Here is a 25,774-nt window from a genome sequence, read left to right as displayed (position 1 = left end):
CCGTCAGGCGCCGAGCTTTTGCAGTTTTTGCAGCTCGGCGCGCAACTGGATCACGCTGGGCGTGACGATGGGGATGAAGGCCGATTCACGCCAGCGGCGGGCAAAGCCATCGTCCGCATCCAGGCTGTAGGCCCGGCCGCCGGCCGTCTGCAGCTCCAGCTGCATGGCCTGCTGCACGCAGTCGTGCAGGGCCAGGCGCAGCGCGAAAAGCCGCTCGGGCGCCTCCGCGAAATCGCCGGCCTCGACACCGGCCTTGAGTGCCGCCACCGCCTGCTCCAGATGGCTGCGCGTATCGTCCAGCGGCTGCTGCAGCACATGCCCGCCCTGCCCCATGCGCGAGGCGGCCTGCGCACAGGCCGCGCGCGCCAGGCCGATGGACAGGCCGCATTGCATGCCCAGGAAGGCCGGCCGCACACGCGGCAGGAATCCGCCGGCGCGCTCGGCCAGCAGATCGTCTTCGGTGATGGCCACGTCCTTGAGTTGCAAGGCGGCGGTGTTGGTGCCGCGCAGGGCAATCAACTCCAGATCCGGCGAGCGCTCCAGGCCCGGCCGGTCGGACGGCAGGGCCACGATCATGGGCGGCGCGCCGTCGTCACGCGCCACGGCAATGGCGGCCAGAAAGCGCGGCCCGCGCAGGTTGGTGCACCAGGGCACGCTGCCGTTGAGCAGCCAGCCACCGCCTTCCCGGGCCGTGGCGCGGATGTTGAGTGCCTCCAGCCCGCTGAGGAATTTCATGATGTTGGACAGCCCCGAGGCACCGGCCGCCTCGCCCGCCAGCAGCGCGGGCAGCCAGCGCTCGCGCAGGGCCGCATTGCCGGTGTTCGCCAGCATCTCGATCAGCACGCGCTGGCCCCAGAAGGCAAAGGCGGCGGACATGGAGTGCGCGGCCACCTGGGCAATCGCCTCGATGGCATTGCCGGCGCGGCCGCCCTGCCCGCCCAAGGCATCAGCCAAGCCGTGGCCCAGCAGCCCGGCTTCGGCCAGATAGGGCACGACGGCGGCCGTGGCCTCGCCGTTGCCGGCATCCAGCGCCTGGGCACGTGCATCCAGCCATTGGCGGTTGGCGCCGGTCAGCAGGGGGAAATCGGGTATGTGGCTTGTCATCTTGCGGGTCACCATAAAAAAAGGGACCGCTGTGGGCACAGCGGTCCCTTGCCATCCTAGCGCAGCGCACAGGCTGCGCAGATGACGCAGCGCAGGCTCAGTGCGCCGCCACCTTGCCGGGGCGTGTTTCCTCGCGCAGGGCCTTGACCTTGTCGCTCAGGCCGGGCCATGGCTGCAGGCCGTACTGGCTGCGCATGGTGTTGAGCAGCGTGGCGATCTGATCGTCGCTGAGGTTGTGGCGGAAGGCGGGCATGGTGCCCAGCTGCGGGCGCGCCGGTTGCGTGATGCCGTTGAGCACCACATGGATGGCGTTGGTCGGCGAGTCGCTGTACAGGTTGGTGTTCAGCGACAGCTGGGGACGCACCCCGAAGCTGCTGCCGGCCAGCACGCCGCTGGGGTCGGCGCGGTGGCAGGCCATGCAGGCGCCCTGGTACAGGCGGTAGCCCTGGGCGTCGACCGGCAGCTTGGCAACCTCGGTCTTTTCCTTCACCAGGGCCTGGGCGTCCCCTGCGCTAGCGGCGTCTGGCACGGGCTTGCGGTACGACATCAGGTAGGTGGCCATGGCGTTGATGTCCTCGGCCGACTGGTGGGACAGGCCTTCGATCACGGGCGCCATGGGGCCGGCGGCCACGCCGTGGCGCTCCGAGAAGCCGGTCTGCATGTAGCGGACCAGGTCCTCGCGCGTCCAGGGCAGCGGAGCCACGGCCTTGTCGTTGAGCGCGGGCGCATCCCAGCCGTCGATGAAGGCGCCGGCCAGGTGGTCGGCACCCTTTTTCTCGGCGCCGAACTGGTTGCGCGGCGAGTGGCAGGCGGCGCAGTGGCCCAGGCCTTCGACCAGGTAGGCGCCGCGAATCCACTCGCCCGACTGGTTGGCGGGCGCGGGCTGCTCGCCCAGCTCCAGGTACAGCGCATTCCACAGGGCCAGCCCACGGCGCACGTTGAACGGGAAGTTCAGCGCGGTCTTGGGCGCTTCGTTGGAGACAGCCGGCTCGGTCATCAGGAAGGCGTACAGCGCCTTCATGTCCTCATCGGTCACGCGGGTGAATGCGGTGTACGGGAAGGCGGGGTACAGGTAGTTTCCCTCGCGGTCCACGCCATGGCGCATGGCGCGCTCGAAGGCCTCGTACGACCAGCGGCCGATGCCGGTTTCGGCATCGGGCGTGATGTTGGTCGAGTAGATGGTGCCGAAGGGGCTGGGCATGGCCAGGCCGCCTGCGTTGCGCTGGCCGCCCGGTGCCGTGTGGCAGACAGCGCAGTCGCCCATGTGCGCCAGGCGGCGCCCCTGGTCGATCTGCTGCTGGCTGAATTCCTGCACCGGGATCTGCTGCAGAGGAGCGATCTCGCTGCGGCCCGTGGCCAGCCAGAAGGCGGCGCCGGCCACGGCGGCCAGGCCAACTACGCCGAGGGTGATTTTCTTGAGTGTGTGCATGTTCCAGTCCTCCGCTCTCAGTTCTGTGCCTTGTCGGCCGGGGCTGCATCGGCAGCCTGTGCCTTGAGTGCGGCCAGCACGCGTGCCGGGGTGAACGGCACTTCGCGCAGGCGCACGCCGGTGGCGTCGAACACGGCGTTGGAGACAGCGGCGGCGCTGGGCACGGAGGCGGATTCGCCCGCGCCCATGGGGTCTTCGCCCGGGCGCTCGACCAGTTGCACGTCGATCTCGGGCAGCTCGTCAAAGCGCAGGATGGGGTAGCCGCCCCAGTCCAGCGAGGTCACGCCCTTGCTGTCGAAGGTCACGTACTCCTTGAGCACGCGGCTGGTGGACTGGATGATGTTGCCGTGCACCTGGTGGCGCACGCCGGCCGGGTTGACCATCTCGCCGCAGTCATGGGCCACGAAGACCTTGTCCACCTTGATCACGCCGGTCTCGCGGTCCACGGTCACGTCGCAGATCCAGGTGGCCCAGGCCGCGCCGTAGCCAGGGAACTTGCTGTGGTAGTAGCGGGCGTAGGCAAAGCCGCGGCCCTTGACCAGGCGCTGGTCGGCCGGCGCGGGGTTGCGGTGGGCCGGGCCATCCTGCCAGCCGGCCTGCTTGTGCGCAGCGTGCGTCAGCGCCACGGCGCGCGGGTCCTTCAGGTAGCGCAGGCGGTAGGCCAGCGGGTCTTCACCGGCCAGGTAGGCACATTCGTCGATCCAGCACTCATGGGCAAAGACGTTGGGCAGGGCCGAGACGCCGCGCATCCACGACGCGCGCACGATGGGCGCCGCATCCTGCGAGACCACTCGCATCTTGGGGTACTCGTACTGCGGGATGGCCGTACGGTCGCCCATCTGCAGCACCTTGGGCTTGTTGGGCACCTTGCCCGTCAGGATCAGGGCCAGGGCCGCCGCGTCGTTGGACGGGTAGCAGGTCTTGAGCTCGTAGCCCAGCACGGCATGGTTCTCGTCCAGGCCGCCGCGCACGCGGATCAGCTGGCCCGTGCCCTTGGGCTCCCAGGCGGCTTCCTGCTCGCGCATCAGCTGCACGCGCACCGGGCGGCCCACGGCCTGCGACAGCAGCACGGCGTCGGATGCCACGTCGTCCGCGCAATTGCGGCCATAGCAGCCCGAGGCTTCCAGGCGCGTCACATTGATCTGGTCGGCCGCCATGCCGGTCAGCGTGGCGATGTCCTTGCGCACGTCGTGCGGGTTCTGCGATCCGGTCCAGACCTGGATCTGGCTGGCGGACACCTCGGCCACGGCGCAGGACGGGCCGATGGAGGCATGCAGGTGGTAGGGCCAGACGTAGTCGGCCTCGATCACCTTCTTGGCGCCCGAGAAGGCCTCGTCAATGCCCGCGTCCTCGCGCAGCATGCGGTCGGTCTTCTCGTGCTTGACCAGGGTGTCGTGCATGGCGTTCAGCGACAGGTCGGGCACGCCGGCCCAGTCCTTCCACTTCACCTCCAGCTGGCGCATGGCGGCAATGGCCTGCTCTTCGCGCTCGGCCACGATGCCCACGAAATCGCCCTGCACCACCACCTTGACGATGCCCGGCAGATGAGCGACCGACTGCTCGTTCACCGAAATCAGGCTGCTGCCCAGAGGTGCCGACGCATCGGCACCGCCATAGGGCGGGCGCACCACGCGGCCGTGCAGCATGCCGGGCACGCGCACATCGTGCACATAGGCCAGCGCGCCCAGCACCTTGGCCGGAATGTCCACGCGCTGCACGGACTTGCCGATGTAGTTGAAACCGCCGGTGCGCAGCGGCACTTCCTTGTCCAGCGCAATGTTCAGGTCCTGGCCCTGGGCCAGTTCGCCGTAGCCAATGCGTCGACCGCCCTTGGCCACCACCGCGCCCTTGGACGTGGTGAGTGCGGACACGGGCTGCTGCAGCTTCTCGGCAGCCAGGCCCAGCAGCAGCTGGCGCACCTGCGCGGCGGCCTTGCGCATGGGGATGGCATCCACCTGGATGGTGTTGCTGGCAATGGTCGGGCCCTGGTTGGGCGTGCGGCCTGTGTGGCCCAGCACCATGGTGATGCGCTCGAACTCCACATCGAGCTCATCGGCCACAAGCTGCGCCAGCGAGGTACGGATGCCCGTGCCCAGGTCCACGTGGCCGTGGTAGGCCGTGACGCTGCCGTCCGCGCCAATGGCGATGAAGCTGCTCACCCGGTCAATGGGGAGAATGGGGAAGGCGCCGGCCACGGCGGGCGCCGTACCCGTGCTTTCGGCCACCAGGCCAGCGGCCGCCACCGAGCTGACCATGACCATGCCGCCCAGCTTGAGCAGGTTGCGGCGCGTCAGTTGAAGGGGGTTGGATGCACTCATGCTGCACCTCCCTGGGCGATCAGCACGCGGGCGCGAGCAGCCGCACGCATGATTTCCACATGCGTGCCGCAGCGGCACAGGTGGCCGGACAGGGCCTGGGTGACTTCCTCGTCGGTGGCCGTGGGCTTGTGGTCGAACAAGGCCACCAGGGCCATGACCATGCCGTTGGTGCAGTAGCCGCACTGGGCGGCCTGCTCGTCAATGAAAGCCTGCTGCACAGGGTGCAGTCGGTAGACGGCCTTGCCCTGTGCATCGGCTGCGGGCTTGCCGGCAGGCATCCCCGGCACGGCGGCCGGATGGGCTGCTTCCCAGTCACGCGCCACGCGGGCGTGCTCGGCCTGGGTCGCATCCTGGGACAGGCCTTCCAGCGTCGTGACCTTCATGCCCTGGACCACGCTCACGGGAACGGAGCAGGAGCGGGCCACCTTGCCGTCGATCAGCACGGCGCATGCGCCGCATTCGCCCAGGCCGCAGCCGAACTTGGGACCGTTGAGCTGCATGTCGTTGCGCAGCACATAAAGCAGCGGCGTCTCAGGGCTCACGCCCTGGATCTCGACCTCTTGTTGGTTGAGAGTGAATTTCATCGTGTGCAAACCTTGTGGTTGACAACAGGTGCAAACCATAGGTGCGCACTGAAAAATCAGGCGACGGGCTCGCCGCAGCCAAGCCCGAAAAAGAAAGCCCACCGCCAACGGGGTGGGCTGTTTTCACGTGGTTTTTAGAGGCAACTCTGATAGATGACTGCCTGTTGTATGCAAACGATTCTATGCCTCGGACTTGCCCATCACTGCCAGCCGGCGTCCATCCAAGGACCTGCACAGACCCGCAAACTCCGTGGCTTTTTGCTCACATAACTCACCATACAGATCGGAAATATCCACAAAAACACAGCGCTACCAGCCGATCCGGAAACCTGCACCAAGCCCCGAAAGATGCGCACCACCACAGTGCACAAAGGGCAGAAATCCTTGCATCACGGCCCCGGCCCAGTCTTGCAGCCATGCACGGCTGGGCATAAAGACAGCGGGCCACCCTGGCAGCCGGCGCATCGGCCCGGCCATCACACCAACCAAGCAAAACACTCGGCTTTTATCTGCATCAAATTCCAGTGAGAACGCTTGAAATTCCCGAGCACGCCATGCACAGCGCCCGTAAAACACGCGCCCGCCTGCAGCATCGATGAACACAAGGCGCGGACCAGCGGCCCAGCCGTCAACGGGTACCCGGCGTGATCTGGATGGTGCCCAGGCCCGAGCCCACGGCCTCACGCCGACGAGGTGCCAGCCAGTGCACCCAAAGCCCCTTGAGCCAGCCCAACGCAAAGGCGCCTGCCAAGGCCAACATGCCCCACTGCCCGGCCAACAGGGCCACATATATCCAGTAAGGCATGCATCCCAGGCCGAGAAGGCAGGCCCACCGCCGCAGGGCAACGGAACGAGACTGCGACAGCCAGACGGCAAGGACTGCGGGGAGTGCGAAGGCGATCTGATCGATGCTCATGGCTGCATCATACTGTATGAATAAACAGTTTTGTAGGCAAGAACGCGTGTCTTTTGCGAAGGATGTCACGGGAACACCAACACCCTCATCTTTCGCTTGCAGTCCGCTCGCCATCCTCCCCCAAACCCCACGCAAAAAGCCGCTGGCAAACAGCGTACAGACTGGACTTCAAGAATTTCCAATGTGCGGTGCAGTTTGATCACGGCATCGCCTTTCACATCCCCTTCAATAAGCCCAAACTCCTTCGCAGCCGGTCACTCACTCCTGTGAACCACCGCGCTTCAAACCTGAAAGCGAGGACATACAGGATTTTGAAGGGCTCCGGAACATACAGCGCTCCATAACTGCCAGCTCTTTACATGGCCTTTACCTGGCGTTGACCGATCATTTTGAACACGGTCAGGAGGGCCAATGGCAGTCATAGGAGAAAATGATCGAAAGCATGCAAACTTGTTCTTAAAAAACCGTTAATATTCGCGCTTCAATCCATGAAAGGCAAACTACCGTGAACACCACATACAAAGAACTTCTGGCACAGCGCGAGGCACTCGAGGCCCAGATCCAGACAGCACGCAAGCAAGAAGTCAGTGATGTGATCGCCAAGATTCGCGGTCTGGTTCAGGATTACGGCCTGACTGCCGACGACATCTTCACGGCACGCCGTGCCCCCTCCACCGTGGCCCCCAAGTTCCGCAATCCCGAAACCGGTGACACCTGGACCGGCCGTGGCAAGCCCCCCGCCTGGATCAAGGACAAGGATCGCGCCCAGTTCGCCATCTGAAGCCTGGATAAACGCCTCCATGAAAACAGCCTGCAGTTCTCTGCAGGCTTTTTTCATTCTGGCGGCACTTGCTGCCACACATGAATTCCCGGCTTGGGCTTCCAAGGCCAGGCGCCGCGCAGGTGAAACAAGAATGCTCTATGGACATGTCCTTAAACATGCACCATGGATGGATGCCGTGGTCCAATCTTCCAGCCGGATCTGAAGCCTCCAGCGAGTGACTGGCTGCAGATGCCGGCTCCAGATGCTCGGCCACCCATGAAAAAACAGACATCCACCTTGGACAGTGCACCCACACCATACCGTTCTGAAACGTTCTCGACTGCCGCCGAATCGATAACCACCACAGAAGAGCCCCCCTCCTCCGCTTTGTCATTTTCAGGCGAGCAGGTTTTGTTCATCTCGTCATCCGATGAACTGCACGCCCATCTGCTCCCACACCTCAAAAGTTGGGGCCTGGCGACCACCGCCTGCCACCATCCCACGGCCATTCGCCAGGATCGCCTTCAGAAGTTCCAGGTTGTTGTGCTTTGCGGATCGAAAACGTCCTGGAATCCCAAGGATGAAAACCGCCTGGTGGCAGGAGCTGCAAGCATCATCGAATGCGAGGCTGATCACCCCTTGCAACCCAAGGTGATCAACGCCCGCATCATCGAAGTCTCCTGGCGTTCGCTGCAAGGCCTCTTTGATGCACTGCAACTGGCCGTTCAGCCCCGGCCTGCCAACAGCGGCCGCATTTCGTCGACCGATGACGTCGCCCATTTTCAACAGATCCCGGCCCCCATCAGAACGGCCTTTCTGGAGTCTGCACGTTCGTCGCTGGCGATCATCAAATCCAGCAAGAATCGCAAGGATGTGCAAAGAGAGCTGCACAATCTTTCCGGTTCACTGCGATTTTTTGACCTGACTGAGCTGTCAATACGCTGCGCCGGCCTGGAAAACGGCATCAACCATGATGGGCTGATGCACCATGCGCATTCGCTGCTGGCGCTGGAACTGCAGCTTGACCAGCTCCTGGAAGAAATCCGGACCTTGAACGGCAGATAGAGAACCGGCCGTCATTGAGATCTCGATGAGGTCACCCATCCGCACTCAAGGGCATACTTCATCAGATCAATGTCTCGTTCAATTCCAAGCTTGTGCATGGCCTTGACTTTCTGGGTACTGATGGTTTTCTTGCTTCTGTTCAGCTTGGCCGCAATCTCGTCGATACGCAAACCGGCCGCATAAAGCCTTACCACCTCCGATTCCTTGGGACTGAGCACCCCCGGTGATTTTCCTTCGCCTCCCATGACACCCGCATTCATTTTTTCCAGTCGCTCGGAAATGGCGGGAGAGAAGTAGGTGCCTCCTGTATAGGCGGCATGGATGGCTGGAACCAGATGCAGCACCGGGTCCGCCTTGCTCACGATGCTGATGTTCGACACCTTGCCCAGCGCCTGGAGAATGGCCGAATTGTCCAGCATGGTCAGAACCACCAAACCCAGGTTAGGAAATCTTCTGGATATATAGCCAAACAGATTCAAGCCATCTCCGTATTGACCCGTAGGCATGGAGTAATCCGACACAAGCACGTCAAAGCCACCCTCATCCAACTTTTTCACCAGATCGGTTGAGTTTGACACACTGGCTTTCAACAGGATTTCCAGCTCGGAAGACAGCTCATGCCGGATGCCTGAGATGATTCCAGGATGATCATCAGCCAGCAGTACGGATATATTCAAATCTTTTCTATGATTCATATTGGAAAACATGATTTGGCACCATCAACGGAATAAACACAATCGTTTCAGTGCAGCATCATTGCACCATGGCTCATCAGATATCTTTCAGGTTCTCCAGCAGGTCAGTCAGGGCATCATCCACTGCACGGAGGTGCCGCATATTGACAAGAGATGATAATCGGTCCATATCTTCCACTCTATCCTTCAGCCCAGCCACCGCAAATGACCCTTTCATGGCATGAATTTCACGGTGCACAGCCATCAGATCCCCTTGCAGCAAATGCTTTTTCAACGCAGCCAATGAGCTTTCGGTTGCTGAAATCAATACATCACGATAAGGCAATCTGCTGCCCGGAACTTCCGCAGCTTCAGCGACACCCTTGCCAGACTTTCCTATATTTTTCCCAATGAATTCCTTGATGTTTTTCAAGGAGGCCGGCTTGACAAGAATATCTGCGATGCCAAATTTCGCACATTTGAATTTTTCCTGCTTGCCTGCATGTGCCGTTATTGCTCCCACAGGAACTCCCGGATAATTCTGCTTGATGCGCTGAGCAAGTGCATAACCGCTCATTCCAGGCATTTGCAGGTCCGTAAGAACCAGGTCATAGATATTCTGCGACATCATTCGCAATGCGGATTCCCCGCCTTCTGCAGATTCCGCCTTGAAGCCGAGGATTTTCAGCTGATCCAGAAGCAGCAGCCTGTTGACCGGGTGATCATCGACGATGAGAATCCTTGCGCAATAACCTGCGCTTTCATCGTCTGCAAGCATGACATCGCCATCGTCCCAACCCAAGGAAGCAGGAACAGGCTGGGCGTGGCATGCGGGCAAGGTCAATTCGAAAATGCTGCCCTTTCCCGGCACGCTGAAGAACCTGATTTCCCCGCCCATGAGATGTGCCATACGCTGACACAGCGTCAGGCCCAGCCCCGTACCACCAAATTCCGCCGCTATATCCGAGCCTGCCTGCTTGAATGCATCAAAGATGAAGGGGTGCTGTGAGGGATGAATGCCTATCCCGGTATCTGACACTTTGATCTTGAGCTCACCGGCCCTGTCTGATGCAAATACGTCAATCTTGCCGGCCTTGGTGAATTTCAAGGAGTTGCTGAGAAGATTGTTGAGGATTTGCTTTATTCTCTCCCCATCGCCTATATATCCATCCCTCAGCGAATGGTCAATGATCAAGGAAAATCCTATACCTAATTCCGCAGCCAAAGGTTTGTAAATGGCAGCCACCTGCCGGATCACAGACTTGAGATCAAAGCTGGCCAATTCCACACTCATCTGACCAGACTCGATCTTCGAGAAGTCGAGAACATCATTCAGCAGGGTCAAAAGAGAATGGGATGAAGATGATATGGTGGTGAGCCTGGTTTGCTGCTCTTCTGACATGGAGCTTCTTCCCAGTATTTCCAGATTGCCCAATATTGCATTCAGTGGCGTGCGTATCTCGTGGCTCATGGCAGCAAGAAAAGAAGATTTTTCCTGGTTCGCCTCTTCTGCCGCCTTTTTGGCATCTTCCAGATTTCTTTGCACCTGCTTGTGCGCAGTGATATCGGCAAATCCACACAGCAGGACATGCCGCCCCTGATATTTGGCCTTCACCATGATCACTGAAAGCTCTGCAACTGTTCCGTTGTAAGAGATCACGACTTCGCTGACTACCGGAAAATATTCAGTCTTTTTTCCACTCAGATATTTCTCACCGTAGAATCTGAGAAAATATTCAATCAACCGCTCACCAGAAGACTTATCATCCAACACCATGCTTTCTTTGTACTTGTACATCATGCTGTTTTCCAACAGCATCTTCTTTTCCTTGAAATCAAGAAGACCAAGTCCATAAGGCGCCATGGCAATGATGGTGCGGCTCAGATGTTCCGTGTCGAACACATTCTTGGCTTTTCCATATATTGGAATAAAAACCCTATCATAAAAATATATCAAAAAACACCAGAAAAAAATGATGAATATCAATGAAAACAGCAAATATACAAGGGACTTCCCATTTAAATACACATCTTTCCAGGAAAACACCTGGAGAAGTATCATGTTCGTATTTGATATCCTCGAATAGTAATAAAAATATCCATTCCTATAGACGGCACCATACTTGCTCAAAATATATCTACTTATCAGACCTCCGTGAAATTTCGACGCCTCGATATCAAAAAAATCCCCTATTGCATCGCCGATCTCCCCCCCACCCAACGCAACGTTGCCTTGAGAATCAATAATAAACAAGGAGTTCCTGCCTTCACCTTGCTGCATAAGGTTCTCAATATATTGAGTCGGCATGTCGCTCACCACCGTGAGAAATGGCTTTCCATCTTGGAAAGCCGAGACAACAATCTGAAATGACATCTCCCCGGTCAGAATGCTTTTACTCGGAGGCAGCCATATGGGATGACGCAGCTGGACGGACGGAATGATGGTGCCGTTATCTTCAGGCAAAGTCGAAATCTGTTCCCTGAGTTTCAAGAGCATGTCTTTTCGCTCATGCTCGTTTGGCACCTGCGGCACAAGGACGCCTATGAACGATCTGTCCGGGCTGAAGACATAGGCAGATATTGCTCTTCCATTTTGAAGAAAGCTGGAATTTGCCAAATATGCCAGCTCTCCCAACATATCTCTGTAGTGCTTGTGTACATTCTTGTTGATCTTATTCTCAAGCAATACTACAGGACTCACCCCTGCCATCACAGCATCTGCCCCGGCAAAGACACCGGGATGAGATGTGTGCGTCTGCCCCCAAAGCAACTCTGATGCAATGATTCCTCGCATCATAATCACTTGCTTTGTTTCTATTTCCACCAAAACCCGGGTTCTCTTGCTCTGGAATACTGCTCTTCTTTCCTCCATGAAGTCATTGAGCTCGAACAGGGCCGCAAGCATTGCCAAAACAATGATAAGAAGAGAGAAAACCAGGCCACCGCCAAAAAGCAGTGTCTTGTTGTATTTGGTCAGAAGGTGGAGCTCTTCCTTTTCTCCAGCCTCTTTTTTATATATTTCCATCTGGGCATCAAGATACAACCATCGATCAGGCTGTGGATCTCCTCATGTAATAAAAGAAATCTTTGCAAGAAAGCTGCGGATGGCATGGAGCTTGGTCGGATCGTCTGCGGCAATGACGCTGCATTTCTGCACCTATTTTCTTACGTCAATCCAGCCCATCTCAATTCCATAGCGAATGAGATCAATGTCCTTGCGTATACCCAGCTTGTTCATGACAGCCACCTTGTGCGTGCTGACCGTCTTGATACTGCGATAGAGCTTTTTTGCTATCTCGGACACCGTCATGCCAGAGATGAAAAGAAGCAGAACCTCTTCTTCCCGTTTTGAGAGTTCTATCGATGTCCGCACCGCGCCCAGCCACTCTCCTCCCAGCAGCTTGCTTGCACTGGGAGATATGAATTGACCATCCGTGTATGCAGCGTAGATGGCGGGCAGCAGACTTCCCAAAGAATCCGTTTTATGGACAATTCTGTAGATTCCTTGGTTGGTAAGAGATTTGATGATTCCAATATTCTCGATCATTGTCAGCATGACGATCTTGACACTTGGAAATCTTTTCCGAATGACATTCAGCATCACCAGACCATCACCGTAGGTTCCACCGGGCATGGAGTAATCAGTTACCAGAACATCACATTCGTTTTTCTTCAGAAAGCTTATGATTTCCGTGGAGTTTTTCGCTCGACCTACAATCTCTATTTCATGCTTATCCTCCAAAACACTTTCTATGCCTGCCAGAACTGCCGGATGGTCATCGGCAATTAATATCCGCAAGACGAAATTTTTCATGACTCAAAAAATTAAGATAATTCGCACGAAGAACATTCCTATTCTAGGCAGCCGGCTACTAGGATTTAATTGGATTTGTCTGATTTTTCAATCCAAAAATCTAAGATTTGTCTGATTTGCAAGATTTATTGCCGAAAAATCGGGTACCAGTCCTAGGCCCCACTCCTAGAATTCAACAGACAGTTGAATCAATGGTTGAATGGATTCGGGCCAGATGCCGTCGGGACCTGAAGTGCCCGATCTGCGGGAAGGCGCCAGACCTGTGCGCGATGAGATCACTGCGGCGCTGGCGGGCGGCTGAAGAGATGGCGGAATCCCGGCACAATCGAGGGATGCGAATCCTCCACACCATGCTGCGCGTTGGCAACTTCCAGCGCTCCATCGATTTCTACACACAGGTTCTTGGCATGCAGCTGCTGCGAACCTCCGAGAACCCGGAGTACAAATACTCCCTGGCCTTCCTGGGCTTCGAGGGCGGCAACCCGGCCCAAGCCGAGATCGAGCTGACCTACAACTGGGGCACCGAGGCCTATGACATGGGCTCGGCCTATGGCCACATCGCCATTGGCGTGCCGGACGCGTATGCCGCCTGCGAGAAGATCAAGGCGTCCGGCGGCAACGTGACGCGCGAGGCAGGCCCCGTCAAGGGCGGCACCACGGTGATTGCCTTTGTGACGGATCCGGACGGCTACAAGATCGAACTCATACAAGAGAATTCGCGAGCCCATGCCGGGACCCAGCCTGACGGTGACGCGAAGTTCGACCCGCTGCGCAATTCCTGATCCACGCAGCCATCAAAAGAAAAGGCCCGGAGCGATTGACGCTCCGGGCCTTTTCTTTTTGGTCGTTTACAGCGGCAAGGCTGAGGCTCAGTCCACCAGGATCACTTCCACGCGGCGGGCTTCGGCGTTGCTGCCGTCAGCCTGCAGCTGCTCGGGCTTCTTGAGTTCGACCTTTTCCTCAGCCACGCCCAGAGCGGACAGGGCGGCCTGGACTGCCAGGGCGCGCTTCTTGGCCAGTTCGGCGTTGAGTTCGGCGCTGCCCGTGGCGTCGTGGTAGCCCGAGATCACGGCGCGCTTGCCGCCCTTCACACCGGCGACCACGTCGGCCAGCGCTTCATTGGCGCCCGCGGCCAGTTCGGCCTTGGCCGATGCGAAGTAGAACTTGACCACGCCGTTTTCGACAACGACGCGGGCCACATCTTCCTCCAAGACCACGGGCACCATTGCTGCCACAGGGGAAGCGCCGCCTGCCATCTTCGTCGGGCCATGCGCAATGCCGCGCTGGTAGACGACGACGCCAACGACCGTGGAGACGACGAGCGCAATCAGCGCGAACAGGAAACCCAGGGCAAAACGTTGTTGGCTGTCGTCGTCGGAATGACTGAAGGACATGAAGCACTCTCCGTGAATGAGCTGTTGGATGAAAACCAGAAAGACTGCGAAAAACCGGTGGATTGTAGAGGGCCACCGTCGAGGGCCCCGTGCCACGCCCAAACCCCGCGCTGACGGCTGGCAAAAACTGTGGTGCGGCGGAGACAGAAGACCAGCCCTGCAAGGGCAAAGCACGCGCTTGTGCACCGTTTGGGCGTCCAGGCGTTAAAACGTCATTGTTCTTTCATGCTGTCGCGCCCATGTCCGCCCTGCCAGAATTTTCATTCGCCCGCCGAGAGTCACAGCCCATGCTGGACGAGGCGCTGCACCGATGGGGTGGGAGCGATGACCTCTGGATCTTTGGCTACGGCTCGCTGATCTGGCGGCCGGATTTCGATTTCTGCGAACGCCGCACAGCGCGTGTCTTTGGCTGGCACCGGGCGCTGAAGATGTGGAGCACCATCAACCGCGGCACGCCCCAGAACCCTGGTCTGGTCTTTGGCATGCTGTCCGGCGGCAGCTGCCAGGGCATGGTGTTCCGCATTCCCCGGCACCACGGCCATGACGTCATGAGAAAGCTGTGGCAGCGCGAGATGGCCAATGCCGTCTATGACCCCCGCTGGCTGCCCTGCCGCACCGGCCAGGGCACGGTGCAGGCGCTGGCGTTCACGCTGTCCCGGCAAAGCCCCAATCACACGGGCGAGCTGGCGCCCGAAGACTATCGCCGCATCTTCAGCGAGGCCAAGGGCATCTACGGCAGCACGCATGACTATGCGCGCGCAACCTTCGATGAGCTCAAGCGCCTCGGCATCCGGGACCGCGCCTTGCAACGCCTGCTCAGCTACGCGGGCCAGCCCGACGCAGGCGCGCGGCAAGGCTCCGTTTGACGCCATCGCCGCGCACGGCCACAGAACGCTGCGCTCTCCGACATGGCCGCCGCATCGCACGCTGCATGATGGCGGCTGCGCGCCATGCGCCCCCGTGACTTTTTCAGTTCCCATTCCAAACAGGAGATTGCCGCCATGCCTTTGAACGCTTCCCAATCCAGCCACGCCGCCACTTCGCAGCCCTCCACCCCGTCCACCGCCGTGAAGCTGTTGATGGCTGCCGGCATGGTGCTGGCCCTGGGCGCCTGTGGCAGCCAGCCCAAGCCTCCTGCCGCAGCCTCCGCCTCGACCCCGGCAGCCGTCACGACAGCGCCCGCCTCCCGCAATGTGGCCATGGCCCAGCTGCAGCCCACGCAAGGCAGCAAGGTCAGCGGCAGCCTGCAGTTCACGGCACAGGCCGATGGCAGCGTGCGCGTGCAGGGCTCCGTCCAGGGGCTGGCGCCGAACAGCGAGCACGGCTTTCACGTCCATGAAAAAGGCGATTGCTCCAGCCCTGACGGCCTGAGCGCAGGCGGCCACTTCAACCCGACCGGCCAGGCCCATGGCCGCTTCGATTCTTCGACCCATCACACGGGCGACCTGCCCAGCCTGCGATCCGATGCGCAAGGCATGGCAAGCATCGACTTCGTGTCGCGCGGCTTGGCATTGGACCAGGGCCCCAACAGCGTGGTGGGTCGTGGCCTGATCGTGCACAAGGACCCGGACGACTACACCACGCAACCCACCGGCAACTCGGGCGCGCGCCTGGCCTGTGCGGTGATCACGCGCGGTTGATGTGCTCGGCCGGGTCTGCGTTCAGCGCAGGCAGTCGCTCAGCCACGCCGCGCACTGCTCGGCGCGCGCGCCCGGCCATTGGACGCTGACCGTGGTATCGCCACGGCGCAGCTCGACATGAATGGTGTCGGCAGCGCCCGCGCTGCCTTCACCGCTCAAGCTGCCGATTAGCCGCCCCCACCAGCCACGGCCCCGCAGGTCTTGGGCCGTGGAGGAGAGCTCCAAAGCTGGCGCTGGTGCTGGCGAATTCCGGGCTTGCACCACCGTTTCGCTGGCTGGCTCGGAGGACGGCGCGGGCGCGACAGGTGCAGGCGCCCGCATGGTCGCCTCGCCCGCAGCGGGCTCCCCTCCCCCGCCTTCGAGCCGCGCGGCCAGATTGTTACCGAACTCCTCCCATATTCGGTCGGCCTTGGTCTTCATCACGCTCAGGCCGAAGGCGCCCAGACGGCCCAGCAGGTCCACGTCGATCTTGATGCGCAGTTCGGTGCCTCCATCCGGCGTGGCGCTCAGGAAGATTTCACTGCGCTGCTTGAGCGAGCTGGCCACCGAGGTGTCTTCTCCCGTTCCTTCCACGCGCAGATACTCGGGAGCGCGTTGCTCGACGATGCGTGTGCGCAGCTTGAATCTGGCGCTGATGAAGGAGATCTTCTGGTGCATCACCGCCACGTATTCGGTGGGGCTGACCACTTCGATGGACTGCATGCCCGGCACGGCACCTCCCATGACCTGGGGATCGAGCAACAAGGCCCATACCCGCTCTCGCGAGGCCGAAACAGTCAGGGTTTTCTCAATTTCCATGCATTTTCTCCGCGGCCACAAGGACCGATTCCACGATCTGGGTGTAGCCCGTGCAACGGCACAGGTTGCCGTTGAGGCCATGGCGAACTTCGTCCGCGCCGGGAAGGGGGTTACGCCCCAGCAGATCGCAGGCGGCCATGATGAAGCCCGGTGTGCAGTAGCCGCACTGCAGGCCGCCGCATTGCATGAAGCTTTGCTGCAGCGGGTGCAGCCGTTGTGACGGGTCTGCGCCCGCACCCCCAGCATTACGGTCGGCCAGGCCTTCGATGGTGGTGAGCGCGCGGCCCTGGACCTGCACGGCCAGCAGCAGGCAGGACTTCACCACTTCGCCATCCAGCAGCACCGAGCAGGCGCCGCACACGCCCGTCTCGCAGCCGCGCTTGGTGCCCGTCAGGTGCAGGTCATCACGCAGAAAATCCGACAGCAACCGGCGCGCAGGCACGTCCACGCTGCAGGGCTCGCCGTTGACGGTGCATTCGATGCGATGTCGGCTCATTCCAGCTCTCCTTGTTCCAGTGCCAGGTCCAGGCCAAACAGTTCGGCCACGGTGCGCCGCACGTTGACGCGCACCATTTCTCGGCGGAAATCCGCCGAGCCGCGCAGGTCCGAAACCGGTGTGATGTCGGCCGCGACGATGTCACCCGCCTCGGCCGCCAAGGCCCAGGTGAGGGCACGGCCTTCAAGAAAGCCCTCGGCGCGCCGCTGGCGCACGGGTATGGGCGTAGAGGCGCCCACGACGAGACGCGCGTCGCGGCAGATGCCCCCGGCGGTGTGCGCCACCAGGGCCACGCTGGCCAGCGGCCGGTGTTCGGCCGCTGTGCGCAGAAAGCGCGTGTACACACCGCTGCGCAGGTCGTCTCCTTGCCCCATGGGCGGCACGCGGATCTCGCTGACGATCTCGTCGCCTTCCAGCGCCGTGGCGTAGTAGTCGACCAGGAAGTCCTCGATGTCCAACAGGCGCTCGCCTCTTGCGCTGGCCAGCACGATCTGGGCGCCCAATGCCATCAGGCAGCCGGGCGGGTCGGTGGAGGGGTCGGCATAGCAGAGATTGCCGCCCACCGTGCCCTGATTGCGCACCTGCGGGTTGGCCATGCGCTGAGCCATGCCGGCCAGGACAGGATAGTGATGCGACACCAGCGGCGAGGCCGCCAGTTCGGCATGGCGCACCAGGGCGCCGATACGCAGGCCACGCACCGGGTCGAAGTCCAGGCCGCGCAACGCATCGATGCCAGCCAGCGAGACCAGGTGCGTGGGCGCGAGCATGCGCTGGCGCATGCCCAGCATCAAGGCCGTGCCACCGGCGATCACGCGGCAGTCCTCGCCCAGTTCGGCCAGCAACCGGCTGGCCTCCGCCACCGAGGTGGGCTCCAGGAAGTCGAAGTCATGCATGACGGCCCTCCTCGGCGCGTGCGCGCAGCGCCGCCAGGATTTTTTCGGGCGTGATCGGCAGATCGCATATGCGCACGCCGATGGCGTCGTACACGGCGTTGGCGATGGCAGGCGCTCCCGGCAGGATGGCGGTTTCGCTGGCCCCTTTGGCGCCATAGGGGCCGTTGGGGTCGTTGGACTCGACAAAGCCGCCGCGCAGCAAGGGCACGGCGTCGGCCGTTGGCATGGTGTAGTCGGCGAAGTTGCCGTTGGCCAGGCGCCCGCCTTCCAGGTGCAGTTGCTCGTAAAGGGCCCAGCCCATGGCCTGGACGGTGGCCCCGTTGGTCTGCCCGTGGATGGCGACGGGGTTCAGCGCCTTGCCGCAGTCGTCGGCCACATAGCTGTCAAGCACCCGGACCTGGCCGGTTTCCGTATCGACCTCGACCTCCACTGCCTGGGCCGCGAAGGAATAGGCCGGCGCGATGTTGCCGTGCAGCTGGGCGTCGTGCATCTGCGTCTGGGCATCCCAGGTGTGGCTGACCTGTATGCCCTCGCCGCCATGGCGCCAGATGTGCTGGCGTGCGAGCTCGGCCATGCCTGCCGCACGGTCGGTGCCGCGCACGCGCACCTGACCATCGGCCAGCTCCAGGTCGTCGACCTGCGCCTCCAGCACGACGGCGGCCAGGGCCAGCAGCTTGCTGCGGGCCGCCTGCGCGGCACCTATGGCGGCATTGCCTGCAGCCATGGTCACGCGCGAGGCCAGCGAGCCTATGGCGAAGGGGGTGCTGTCCGTGTCGGGTGCGGCCACGCGGACCTGCGACAACGGCAGCGTGAGTTCATGGGCGACGATCTGGCTGAGCATGGTGGCCGCGCCCTGGCCCATGTCGCACTCGCCACTGAGCACAAGCACCTGGCCATCCTCATGGATGCGCACCACCACGGTGGAGCCGTCCCAGTTGCCCATGGTGCGGTTGCCGCTGACATGCATGGCCGCGGCCATGCCCACGCCCCTGCGGCGGGCGCCAAGGGCCTGGCGGGGGCGGGCGCGCTTGCCGCGCCAGTCGATGGCATCGGTGGCCTGGTCTATGCACTCCTTGAGGCCGGCGCTGCCGATCTTCCAGCCATGCACTGTCACGTCGCCGGCTTCCACTGCATTGAGCTTGTGGACTTCGGCCGGATCCAGCCCCAGTTGCTCGGCCATGATGTGGATGTGGCTGTTGAGCGCGAACAGCATCTGCGTACCGCCAAAGCCGCGGAACGCGCCGTGCGGCGGGTTGTTGGTATAGACCAGGGTAGCGTGCGATCGGACGTTGCCCTGCCTGTGCATGTTGTCGCTACGCATGGCACTGACGTGCATGACCTCGGCCGACAGACCCGCATAGGCACCGCACTCGGCAACGATGTGCACCTGCTTGGCGAGGATGCGGCCATCACGCGCCATGCCCAGCTTGAGCGTGATGCGCTCAGGGACGCTGGAGCAGCAGGCCAGGAAGTCCTCCAGCCGGTTGTTGACCAGGCGCACGGGCCGCCCGGTGCGCAGGGCCAGCAGGCCCGCCACGAGCTGGTTGTCGTCCTCGACGATCTTGCCGCCAAAGCCGCCGCCCGTGGTGGCCTGCACCACGCGGATGGCGGACACCGGCAGCTCCAGCGCCGCCGCCAGCCGGGCACGCGCCAGGAAAACCGACTGCGTGGAGGTCTGTACCAACAGGCGGCCATCGGCGTCGATGGAGGCCAGGGTTGCCATGGGTTCCAGGTAGCCCGGGTACTGCGCATGCGTGGTGTACGTGGCTTCGTGAACCAGATCAGCTGCGGCGAATCCGGCATCGGCATCGCCGCGCTCGAAGCGGATCTCGTGGGCGATGTTGCCCCGGCCCGGATGAACGCCGGGCGCTTCTTCATCCAGGGCTTCCTCGGGCGACAGGATGGCGGGCAGTTCTTCGTACTCGACCTCGATCAGGTCCAGCGCATCGCGGGCGATCTCTTCTGTGGCGGCAGCCACGGCTGCCACCTCTTCCCCCGCAAAGCGCACCAGGCCGTCGGCCAGGATGCGCCGCTCCTTGTGGCTCACGCCCCAGGGCGTGCGCGGTGCATCTGCCCCGGTCAGCACGGCTTTCACACCGGGCAGCGCACGCGCTGCAGCAATGTCGATGCGCACGATGCGCGCATGCGGATAGGGGCTGCGCAACAGCTTGGCATGCAGCATGCCCGGCAGCTTGAGGTCGCCCGCGTACTGGGCACGACCTAGTACCTTGGACAGCGCCGTGACCTGGGCCGTCTCGCGGCCCAGCGTGGAATTCGAGGTATTCATGTCATTCAGCGGTGATGCCGAGTTCGCGGATCACCTTGCCCAGGCGCTCGTAGTCGGCAGCGTTGACATCGGCCAGCACCTGCGGCGACCCGCCCACGGGCACGGCACCGAAGGTGGCCATCTTTGCCGCCACCTCCGGCATCCTGAGGATCTCGTTGAGATGGGTGTTCAAGGTCTGCACCACGGCGGCCGGCGTGCCCTTGGGCGCGAAGAAGCCATTCCAGGCACCCGCGGCGATGTCCCTGTAGCCCAGTTCCGCCAGCGAAGGCACATCGGGCAGCAGGGGCGAACGCTTCGGGTCGGTCACGGCCAGCGCGCGCAGCTTGCCCGCCTGGATGTACTGGGCCACCGGCCCCAGCGTGACGTAGGCCAGTCCTACATGGCCCGCTGCCACATCGTTGACGGCCGGTGCCACGCCTCGATAGGGCACATGCTGAATGCTCACTCCGGCAGCGCGGTTCAGCCACTCGGCACCTATGTGCATGGGCGAGCCTGCGCCGGGACTGGCGTAGCTGAGCGTCTTGCCGGCCTTGGCCGCAGCCACCATGTCGGCCACGCTTTTGAATCCCGTGGAGGGATGGGCCACGAGCAGCACGGCCTGGCTGGCGGTCTGCACAACGGGGGTGAAACCTTTCAAGGGGTCATAGGTCGCGGCAGGAGGGAGCCTCATCACCATGGGGGCGATGGTGAAGGGGTTGGGCGTGAACAGCAGCGTGTAGCCATCGGGTACGGCCCGCGCAACCAGGTTGTTGCCCACGGTGCCGCCCGCCCCGGGCCGGTTGTCCACCACCACGGGCTGGCGCAGACGCACCGTGAGCTTTTCGGCGAACAGGCGCGCCATGGCGTCCGTGTCACCACCTGCGGGATAGGCGACCACCACGGTGATCGGCCTGGCGGGGTAGTCCTGTGCAAATGCCGGACCACAGACGGCGGTGGCAAAAGCCAATGCTGCAATGGTCAGGCCTTGCCGACGATGGGGTGTCATCACTGGCTCCTTTGAAAGCGCGGACATGCATCGGTCAGATACGGGCATGGCAGCTGGGGCTGGCTATGGGATGAATCCAAACGATTCACTCATGAAACATTGATCCTCAAAAGAATCAATGACGATTTTCTCCAGTAAGTTGATGAATCAACTTACCGAAAACACCGATTGACCTCTATTGATTTATCTAAAGAAATTCCACAACACAAACATCAGGCAGCCTGTGAAACAATTGATGGGAACATGTCCATCCCACCTTCTCCTCTCCCCGTGCCCAGCACGCCCGCAGGCAATCCCTGGACCCACCTTGACGAGGCAGGCAGCAGCCTGACCGTCGATGCCTTTCTGACCACGCTGATGAGCCAGGTGGGCAATGCGCTGCGGCGCACCATCACCGTGCCCTATGCCGATACGGCGGGCTTGACGGTTTCGGAGTGGCGGCTGTTGGCCCTTGTCGCGCATGCAGGCGAGTTGCCGTTCAGCGCGCTGGTGGTTCAATCCACTTCGGACAAGGCCCTGGTGAGCCGGGCGCTGCGGCTGCTCGAGGAACGCGGCCTGGTGGCCCTGCTGGCGCAAGGCTCCACTCCACGCAAGAAGATCCTGTGCTCCATCACGCCTGCGGGCCGGCAGTTGCATGACGAGGTGATGCCCGTGGCCCGGCAACACCAAGCCGCTGCTCTGCTGGCGCTGACGCAGGAGGAACGGGAGGTGATGTATCGGGCCTTGCTCAAACTGCGCGGCTATTGCCAAGGCAGCCAAGCCGACCCAGCGACCGGCGGCCCCGCTACGGCAGACGGCGAAGCCTGAATTCAGCCCACTTCAGGCCGGTTCTGCAGCAACACCTCAGCGCGCGCAAGATCGTCCAGCGTATCGATGTCGGTGAGCACACCAGCATCGTCCACATCGACCTGAACCACATGTCCGGCTTCGCGCAGCGCCTTCAGCACAGGCGCCCCGCCCTTCTCTCCGCTCAACGCCATGAGCGCCGCGCCGCATGCGGCGCCGAAACCCACGGGATGTCCACGCTCGCCTTGATGGACAGGCTGGGCGGCTCGGGCCCCTGCATGCAATGCATCGGCCACTTTCAGCAAGGTCTGTGGACTCACCAGCGGCAGGTCGGCCGGCAAGACCAGCCAGCCTGGCGCATCGGCTGTGGCACGCACGGCCGCAGACAGCGAATCGCCCATTCCGGGGTGGCCCGCATCTTCCAGATGCCAGGGCAGGCCGCTGGCGCGGACGGCGGCCAGTGTGTGTTCCAGCACGGTGCTGCCGCCCAGCGGCGCGGCGAGCTTGTGCATGGTGCCGCCCGACGCGCGGAAACGCTCGCCACGGCCCGAGGCGAGGATGATCACGCAGGGGCGGCCTTTGAAGTCTCTGAGCATGCGCAACTCTAGCGCAGCAAATGGGAGGTCGGGCGCAGGCACAATGCTGGCCATGAGCAGCATTTCCACCTCGATCGCCGATCTGCGCAAAAGCTACGAGCGCGCGGAACTGAGCGAATCGGCCTCCCTGGCCGATCCGCTGCAGCAGTTTGACCAATGGCTGCAGGAAGCCCTGAGCGCCCAGGTGCCCGAGCCCAATGCCATGACGCTGGCGACCGTGGGCGGCGACCTGCGGCCCAGCACGCGCATCGTGCTCATCAAGGGCTACGACGAGCGCGGCCTGGTCTGGTACACCAACTACGACAGCCGCAAGGGCCAGCAACTGGCGGGCAATCCGTTTGCAGCGCTGCAGTTCCACTGGGTGGAGCTTGAGCGCGTGGTGCGCATCGAGGGCCGCGTGGAAAAGGTCAGCGATGCCGAAAGCGACGCCTACTTCAACAGCCGCCCGCTGGACTCGCGCATCGGTGCCTGGGCCAGTCCGCAAAGCCAGGTCATCAGCGGCCGCAGCGTGCTGGTGGCCAATGCGGCCAAGTACGGCGCGCAATTCCTGCTGAACCCGCCGCGCCCGCCGCACTGGGGCGGATTCAGGCTCGTGCCCGAACGCTGGGAATTCTGGCAAGGCCGCAAGAGCCGCCTGCATGACCGCCTGTGCTACCAGCTGGAATCTGGAACCTGGCTGCGCCAACGCCTGGCGCCCTGATCCCCTGGATTGCCGGCGCTGCTCCTGCTGAAAACCGTCAGCCCAGCAGACGCTGGGCCAGCCACAGCATCAGCGGCACGGTAAGCAAGGCCAGCGCCGTGGACACCGCAATACTGGCGGACACCTCCTCCTGCATCACGCCATAGCGCTGCGTGAACAGGAACACGTTGGCCCCCACGGGCAATGCAGCCGCCGTGAACATCACGGCCACTGGCAGGCCGCCCAGGCCGAAGGCCCAGGCCAGCGCAAGCAGCAGCAGCGGATGCACCAGGTTCTTGACCAGCGCGATGCCCACGGCCTCGCGCAGGTTCTGCCCCACCTTGGTATAGGCCAGGGTCACCCCCACCAGCAGCAGCGCCATGGGGCCCAGCGCCTGGCCCAAGACCTGCAGGGAGCGATCCACCACGCCAGGAAGAGCCAGCCCGGTCTGTGCGAACAGCAGGCCGGCGAGTATGGGCAGCGGCACAGGATGGACGATGCCGTTGCGCACGGCCTGCAGCACCGTGCGCCACATGGGGCGCGGCGCGCTCTGGCCCGACCGCTGGTGCTCGCGGGCCTCGGCCAGCTCGAACACGATGGTGGCCGCCGTGAGCAGAATCAGCGCGTGCAGCGAAACGAGGGTGAACAGCGTCACCAATCCGTCCTCCCCGTAGACCAGCCCCACCAACGGCACGCCGATCATGACGGTGTTGCTGAACATATTGGCCAGCCCCCGCGCGGCCGAACGCGTGGAAAAACCGCCCAGGACCATGGACACCCCGAAGATCAGCGCGGTCGCCAGGAAATACAGCGCCACGGGCTGAAAGTCCAGCTCCTGCACCCGCACCGCGCCCATGGTGCGGAACAGCAGCGCCGGCGTGAGCACCAGGAAAACGAGGTTGGACAAATCCTTGATGGCGGCGGCCCGCACCCAGCCCAGGCGGGCGGCGAGAAAACCTGCGCCAATGCAAAGAATGACGGGGATGAGGGAGGCAAAGACGGGAGAGTTCACTGAAGCGGGATCGGAAAGCTGCGCCTGCGCAGGTTGGCGGCGCGCGCAGATTATGCGCCGCAGGCCAGGCCCTGCCTCATTCAGGCTTCTTCCAGGGCCTCGAAGGCCTGGGCCAGATGGTCGATGAGCAACCGCACGGCGGGCAATTGCCCGCGCCAGGATGCGTACACCGCATGGATCAGCTCGCGGCGCGGCTCCCAGCCGGGCAGGACGACCAGGCACTGCGCCCTTTCGGCCAGCACACGCAGCATGGTCATTGTTCTTTATTCAGGACGATGAAGGCAAATTTTGCTATCTACCGCATTCATCGTTCAAATCCTAAGATTCTCCCATGTGCAAAAAGTGGCTGGCGCTAACGCTGCGGCAGCCACGATTCCCAAGGAGAAGCAAATGCTCAAGAAGATGCTCGGCGTCTACAGCGCTCCCCGTGCCCATTGGGTGGGCGACGGCTTTCCCGTGCGCTCGCTGTTCAGCTATGGCAACCATGGTGCGGCTCTGAGCCCCTTTCTGCTGCTGGACCACGCAGGCCCCGCCAGCTTCGAGCCGGCTGCCCAGCCTCGCGGCGTGGGCGTGCATCCGCACCGCGGCTTCGAGACCGTGACCATCGTCTATGAGGGCGAAGTCGAGCACCGGGACTCGACCGGTGCTGGCGGGCTGATCGGCCCTGGCGACGTGCAGTGGATGACGGCCGGCTCGGGCATCCTGCATGAGGAATTCCATTCCCATGCGTTCACCGAACGCGGCGGGCGGCTGGAGATGGTGCAGCTGTGGGTGAACCTGCCCGCCAGGGACAAGTCGGTTGCGCCTGGCTACCAGACCCTGGTGGATGGACAGATCCCGTCCGTGGAACTGCCAGGCGGCTCAGGCCGGGTGCGGGTGATTGCCGGAGCCTTTGGCAACAGCCAGGGGCCGGCGCGCACCTTCACGCCCATCAATGTCTGGGATCTGCGCCTGAAAGCCGGCAGCACCACCGAGCTGCGCGCCAAGCCCGGACATACGCTGGCCCTGGTCGTGCTGCATGGCACGGTGCTGGTCAACGACGGCGAGGTTGTTCGCGAAGGCCAGTTGGTGCACTTCGATCGCGAGGCTGATCTGGTGCGCCTGGAGGCCAACAACGACGCCACCGTGCTGTGGCTGGAGGGCGAGCCCATTGCAGAGCCCGTGGTGGGCCACGGCCCGTTCGTGATGAACAGCGAGGCCGAGATCCGCGAGGCCATTGCCGACTTCAACGCTGGCCGATTCGGGCGCATGGCGGCTTGACCGTGGCGGCCCCTGCCTTCAGGACAGGGGCCGCCTTCTGCCCTCCCCTTGCCTCCCCTGGACCAGCGCTTGCGATCACCAGCGCGCAGAGCCAGCGCGGGTGCTTGAAAGTGCACAACACACTCTAGAGACGTGCCAAGGACTCGAATCCAAGCCGAACGGCCCTTTTTCTGGCGACTTGTCGCCACTGGTGTTCATCAGTCGATAACAAGGTTGCCGCTTGACTTCATGTAAGTTACATTGAACAACTCCATTGGTTGGCTCGTTTTGTTCTCAACGCC

24 protein-coding genes and 1 pseudogene are annotated in these 25,774 nt (G+C 62.2%); 8 read left to right on the top strand and 17 right to left on the bottom strand.

Annotation, left to right across the window (positions count from 1 at the left end; genetic code table 11):
- Nucleotides 1-3: 3 nt before the first annotated feature.
- The 5 genes from IB269_RS07530 to IB269_RS29300 form a co-directional block, all read right to left on the bottom strand.
- Nucleotides 4-1,119, bottom strand: coding sequence for an acyl-CoA dehydrogenase family protein (locus IB269_RS07530; protein WP_192366784.1), 1,116 nt, complete (start codon nucleotides 1,117-1,119; stop codon nucleotides 4-6).
- A gap of 82 nt (nucleotides 1,120-1,201) precedes the next feature.
- Complete coding sequence (locus IB269_RS07525; protein WP_192366783.1) at nucleotides 1,202-2,533, bottom strand: c-type cytochrome; 1,332 nt, start codon at nucleotides 2,531-2,533, stop codon at nucleotides 1,202-1,204.
- A 17-nt stretch (nucleotides 2,534-2,550) separates the two neighbouring features.
- Complete coding sequence (locus IB269_RS07520; protein ID WP_192366782.1) at nucleotides 2,551-4,851, bottom strand: xanthine dehydrogenase family protein molybdopterin-binding subunit; 2,301 nt, start codon at nucleotides 4,849-4,851, stop codon at nucleotides 2,551-2,553.
- Nucleotides 4,848-5,435 carry a (2Fe-2S)-binding protein gene (locus tag IB269_RS07515; protein WP_013802282.1) on the bottom strand — a complete coding sequence of 196 codons (588 nt, stop codon included), beginning with the start codon at nucleotides 5,433-5,435 and terminating at the stop codon, nucleotides 4,848-4,850. Before IB269_RS07515 ends, IB269_RS07520 begins: the two co-directional genes overlap by 4 nt.
- A gap of 628 nt (nucleotides 5,436-6,063) precedes the next feature.
- A complete protein-coding gene (locus IB269_RS29300) occupies nucleotides 6,064-6,240 on the bottom strand; it encodes a hypothetical protein (RefSeq protein WP_225970968.1) in 177 nt (58 codons plus the stop codon).
- A 616-nt stretch (nucleotides 6,241-6,856) separates the two neighbouring features.
- Here IB269_RS29300 and IB269_RS07505 point away from each other — a divergent pair.
- Nucleotides 6,857-7,132 carry an H-NS family nucleoid-associated regulatory protein gene (locus IB269_RS07505; protein ID WP_013802280.1) on the top strand — a complete coding sequence of 92 codons (276 nt, stop codon included), beginning with the start codon at nucleotides 6,857-6,859 and terminating at the stop codon, nucleotides 7,130-7,132.
- A gap of 258 nt (nucleotides 7,133-7,390) precedes the next feature.
- The gene (locus IB269_RS07500; RefSeq protein WP_225613985.1) at nucleotides 7,391-8,179 is read left to right on the top strand and encodes an Hpt domain-containing protein; all 789 of its coding nucleotides are present in this window, start codon (nucleotides 7,391-7,393) and stop codon (nucleotides 8,177-8,179) included.
- 11 nt (nucleotides 8,180-8,190) lie between these two features.
- Here IB269_RS07500 and IB269_RS07495 read toward each other — a convergent pair whose 3' ends face one another.
- From IB269_RS07495 to IB269_RS07485, 3 genes are all read right to left on the bottom strand, one after another.
- Nucleotides 8,191-8,886 carry a response regulator gene (locus IB269_RS07495; protein WP_081816131.1) on the bottom strand — a complete coding sequence of 232 codons (696 nt, stop codon included), beginning with the start codon at nucleotides 8,884-8,886 and terminating at the stop codon, nucleotides 8,191-8,193.
- Nucleotides 8,887-8,950: 64 nt separating this feature from the next.
- Entirely contained in the window at nucleotides 8,951-11,896 is a 2,946-nt protein-coding gene (locus tag IB269_RS07490; protein ID WP_225613984.1) for an ATP-binding protein, read from the bottom strand.
- A 114-nt stretch (nucleotides 11,897-12,010) separates the two neighbouring features.
- Complete coding sequence (locus tag IB269_RS07485) at nucleotides 12,011-12,667, bottom strand: response regulator transcription factor (RefSeq protein ID WP_013802276.1); 657 nt, start codon at nucleotides 12,665-12,667, stop codon at nucleotides 12,011-12,013.
- Nucleotides 12,668-12,999: 332 nt separating this feature from the next.
- Between IB269_RS07485 and gloA the strand changes: the two genes are divergently transcribed.
- The gene (gene gloA / locus IB269_RS07480) at nucleotides 13,000-13,449 is read left to right on the top strand and encodes a lactoylglutathione lyase (protein WP_043796127.1); all 450 of its coding nucleotides are present in this window, start codon (nucleotides 13,000-13,002) and stop codon (nucleotides 13,447-13,449) included.
- Nucleotides 13,450-13,536: 87 nt separating this feature from the next.
- Here the strand turns inward: gloA and IB269_RS07475 are convergent, their stop codons facing one another.
- Nucleotides 13,537-14,061 (bottom strand): OmpA family protein, encoded by a 525-nt coding sequence (locus tag IB269_RS07475; protein WP_192366781.1) that lies wholly within the window; start codon nucleotides 14,059-14,061, stop codon nucleotides 13,537-13,539.
- 239 nt (nucleotides 14,062-14,300) lie between these two features.
- Here IB269_RS07475 and IB269_RS07470 point away from each other — a divergent pair, with 239 nt between their 5' ends.
- Complete coding sequence (locus IB269_RS07470; RefSeq protein ID WP_013802273.1) at nucleotides 14,301-14,927, top strand: gamma-glutamylcyclotransferase; 627 nt, start codon at nucleotides 14,301-14,303, stop codon at nucleotides 14,925-14,927.
- A 135-nt stretch (nucleotides 14,928-15,062) separates the two neighbouring features.
- Nucleotides 15,063-15,701: a superoxide dismutase family protein gene (locus IB269_RS07465; RefSeq protein ID WP_013802272.1), complete on the top strand. Its 639-nt coding sequence runs from the start codon at nucleotides 15,063-15,065 to the stop codon at nucleotides 15,699-15,701.
- A gap of 21 nt (nucleotides 15,702-15,722) precedes the next feature.
- Here IB269_RS07465 and IB269_RS07460 read toward each other — a convergent pair whose 3' ends face one another.
- From IB269_RS07460 to IB269_RS07440, 5 genes are read right to left on the bottom strand one after another with little or no spacing between them, the layout of a single operon-like run.
- The gene (locus IB269_RS07460) at nucleotides 15,723-16,499 is read right to left on the bottom strand and encodes a CoxG family protein (RefSeq protein ID WP_192366780.1); all 777 of its coding nucleotides are present in this window, start codon (nucleotides 16,497-16,499) and stop codon (nucleotides 15,723-15,725) included.
- Nucleotides 16,489-16,995: a (2Fe-2S)-binding protein gene (locus IB269_RS07455; protein WP_043820455.1), complete on the bottom strand. Its 507-nt coding sequence runs from the start codon at nucleotides 16,993-16,995 to the stop codon at nucleotides 16,489-16,491. Before IB269_RS07455 ends, IB269_RS07460 begins: the two co-directional genes overlap by 11 nt.
- The gene (locus IB269_RS07450) at nucleotides 16,992-17,888 is read right to left on the bottom strand and encodes an FAD binding domain-containing protein (protein ID WP_192366779.1); all 897 of its coding nucleotides are present in this window, start codon (nucleotides 17,886-17,888) and stop codon (nucleotides 16,992-16,994) included. Before IB269_RS07450 ends, IB269_RS07455 begins: the two co-directional genes overlap by 4 nt.
- Nucleotides 17,881-20,175: a xanthine dehydrogenase family protein molybdopterin-binding subunit gene (locus IB269_RS07445; protein ID WP_016447073.1), complete on the bottom strand. Its 2,295-nt coding sequence runs from the start codon at nucleotides 20,173-20,175 to the stop codon at nucleotides 17,881-17,883. The genes IB269_RS07450 and IB269_RS07445 overlap by 8 nt, the downstream gene beginning before the upstream one ends.
- A gap of 1 nt (nucleotide 20,176) precedes the next feature.
- Nucleotides 20,177-21,160 (bottom strand): Bug family tripartite tricarboxylate transporter substrate binding protein, encoded by a 984-nt coding sequence (locus IB269_RS07440; RefSeq protein WP_016451723.1) that lies wholly within the window; start codon nucleotides 21,158-21,160, stop codon nucleotides 20,177-20,179.
- A 243-nt stretch (nucleotides 21,161-21,403) separates the two neighbouring features.
- Here IB269_RS07440 and IB269_RS07435 point away from each other — a divergent pair, with 243 nt between their 5' ends.
- Complete coding sequence (locus tag IB269_RS07435; protein ID WP_192366778.1) at nucleotides 21,404-21,967, top strand: MarR family winged helix-turn-helix transcriptional regulator; 564 nt, start codon at nucleotides 21,404-21,406, stop codon at nucleotides 21,965-21,967.
- Nucleotides 21,968-21,969: 2 nt separating this feature from the next.
- Here the strand turns inward: IB269_RS07435 and IB269_RS07430 are convergent, their stop codons facing one another.
- Nucleotides 21,970-22,542 (bottom strand): NTP transferase domain-containing protein, encoded by a 573-nt coding sequence (locus tag IB269_RS07430; RefSeq protein WP_063325992.1) that lies wholly within the window; start codon nucleotides 22,540-22,542, stop codon nucleotides 21,970-21,972.
- A gap of 52 nt (nucleotides 22,543-22,594) precedes the next feature.
- Here IB269_RS07430 and pdxH point away from each other — a divergent pair, with 52 nt between their 5' ends.
- Complete coding sequence (gene pdxH / locus IB269_RS07425; RefSeq protein WP_043796748.1) at nucleotides 22,595-23,242, top strand: pyridoxamine 5'-phosphate oxidase; 648 nt, start codon at nucleotides 22,595-22,597, stop codon at nucleotides 23,240-23,242.
- A gap of 37 nt (nucleotides 23,243-23,279) precedes the next feature.
- On the opposite strand, the gene IB269_RS07420 is transcribed toward pdxH, so the two are convergent.
- Together IB269_RS07420 and IB269_RS07415 are read right to left on the bottom strand one after the other, a co-directional pair.
- Entirely contained in the window at nucleotides 23,280-24,233 is a 954-nt protein-coding gene (locus IB269_RS07420; RefSeq protein WP_063325991.1) for an AEC family transporter, read from the bottom strand.
- Nucleotides 24,234-24,313: 80 nt separating this feature from the next.
- Nucleotides 24,314-24,445, bottom strand: a pseudogene (locus tag IB269_RS07415) (LysR family transcriptional regulator); the annotation flags it as partial.
- A 178-nt stretch (nucleotides 24,446-24,623) separates the two neighbouring features.
- On the opposite strand from IB269_RS07415, the gene IB269_RS07410 reads away from it, so the two are divergent.
- A complete protein-coding gene (locus IB269_RS07410; RefSeq protein WP_192366777.1) occupies nucleotides 24,624-25,493 on the top strand; it encodes a pirin family protein in 870 nt (289 codons plus the stop codon).
- Nucleotides 25,494-25,774: the final 281 nt, after the last annotated feature.

It is taken from the genome of Delftia sp. DLF01 (assembly GCF_014852125.1).
In the GTDB taxonomy this organism is placed as follows: Bacteria; Pseudomonadota; Gammaproteobacteria; order Burkholderiales; family Burkholderiaceae_C; genus Comamonas; species Comamonas acidovorans.
This window is presented reverse-complemented; position numbering and strand designations above follow the sequence as displayed.

Bases quoted from the DNA above. Each gene is read 5' to 3' on its own strand.
- IB269_RS07470 (WP_013802273.1), top strand. From the start codon at position 14,301: ATGTCCGCCCTGCCAGAATTTTCATTCGCCCGCCGAGAGTCACAGCCC.
- IB269_RS07460 (WP_192366780.1), bottom strand. From the start codon at position 16,499: ATGGAAATTGAGAAAACCCTGACTGTTTCGGCCTCGCGAGAGCGGGTA.
- IB269_RS07455 (WP_043820455.1), bottom strand. From the start codon at position 16,995: ATGAGCCGACATCGCATCGAATGCACCGTCAACGGCGAGCCCTGCAGC.
- IB269_RS07500 (WP_225613985.1), top strand. From the start codon at position 7,391: ATGAAAAAACAGACATCCACCTTGGACAGTGCACCCACACCATACCGT.
- IB269_RS07475 (WP_192366781.1), bottom strand. From the start codon at position 14,061: ATGTCCTTCAGTCATTCCGACGACGACAGCCAACAACGTTTTGCCCTG.
- IB269_RS07445 (WP_016447073.1), bottom strand. From the start codon at position 20,175: ATGAATACCTCGAATTCCACGCTGGGCCGCGAGACGGCCCAGGTCACG.
- IB269_RS07435 (WP_192366778.1), top strand. From the start codon at position 21,404: ATGTCCATCCCACCTTCTCCTCTCCCCGTGCCCAGCACGCCCGCAGGC.
- IB269_RS07525 (WP_192366783.1), bottom strand. From the start codon at position 2,533: ATGCACACACTCAAGAAAATCACCCTCGGCGTAGTTGGCCTGGCCGCC.
- pdxH (WP_043796748.1), top strand. From the start codon at position 22,595: ATGAGCAGCATTTCCACCTCGATCGCCGATCTGCGCAAAAGCTACGAG.
- IB269_RS07465 (WP_013802272.1), top strand. From the start codon at position 15,063: ATGCCTTTGAACGCTTCCCAATCCAGCCACGCCGCCACTTCGCAGCCC.
- gloA (WP_043796127.1), top strand. From the start codon at position 13,000: ATGCGAATCCTCCACACCATGCTGCGCGTTGGCAACTTCCAGCGCTCC.
- IB269_RS07530 (WP_192366784.1), bottom strand. From the start codon at position 1,119: ATGGTGACCCGCAAGATGACAAGCCACATACCCGATTTCCCCCTGCTG.
- IB269_RS07520 (WP_192366782.1), bottom strand. From the start codon at position 4,851: ATGAGTGCATCCAACCCCCTTCAACTGACGCGCCGCAACCTGCTCAAG.
- IB269_RS07450 (WP_192366779.1), bottom strand. From the start codon at position 17,888: ATGCATGACTTCGACTTCCTGGAGCCCACCTCGGTGGCGGAGGCCAGC.
- IB269_RS07410 (WP_192366777.1), top strand. From the start codon at position 24,624: ATGCTCAAGAAGATGCTCGGCGTCTACAGCGCTCCCCGTGCCCATTGG.
- IB269_RS07485 (WP_013802276.1), bottom strand. From the start codon at position 12,667: ATGAAAAATTTCGTCTTGCGGATATTAATTGCCGATGACCATCCGGCA.
- IB269_RS07495 (WP_081816131.1), bottom strand. From the start codon at position 8,886: ATGTTTTCCAATATGAATCATAGAAAAGATTTGAATATATCCGTACTG.
- IB269_RS29300 (WP_225970968.1), bottom strand. From the start codon at position 6,240: ATGCCTTACTGGATATATGTGGCCCTGTTGGCCGGGCAGTGGGGCATG.
- IB269_RS07440 (WP_016451723.1), bottom strand. From the start codon at position 21,160: ATGACACCCCATCGTCGGCAAGGCCTGACCATTGCAGCATTGGCTTTT.
- IB269_RS07515 (WP_013802282.1), bottom strand. From the start codon at position 5,435: ATGAAATTCACTCTCAACCAACAAGAGGTCGAGATCCAGGGCGTGAGC.
- IB269_RS07430 (WP_063325992.1), bottom strand. From the start codon at position 22,542: ATGCTCAGAGACTTCAAAGGCCGCCCCTGCGTGATCATCCTCGCCTCG.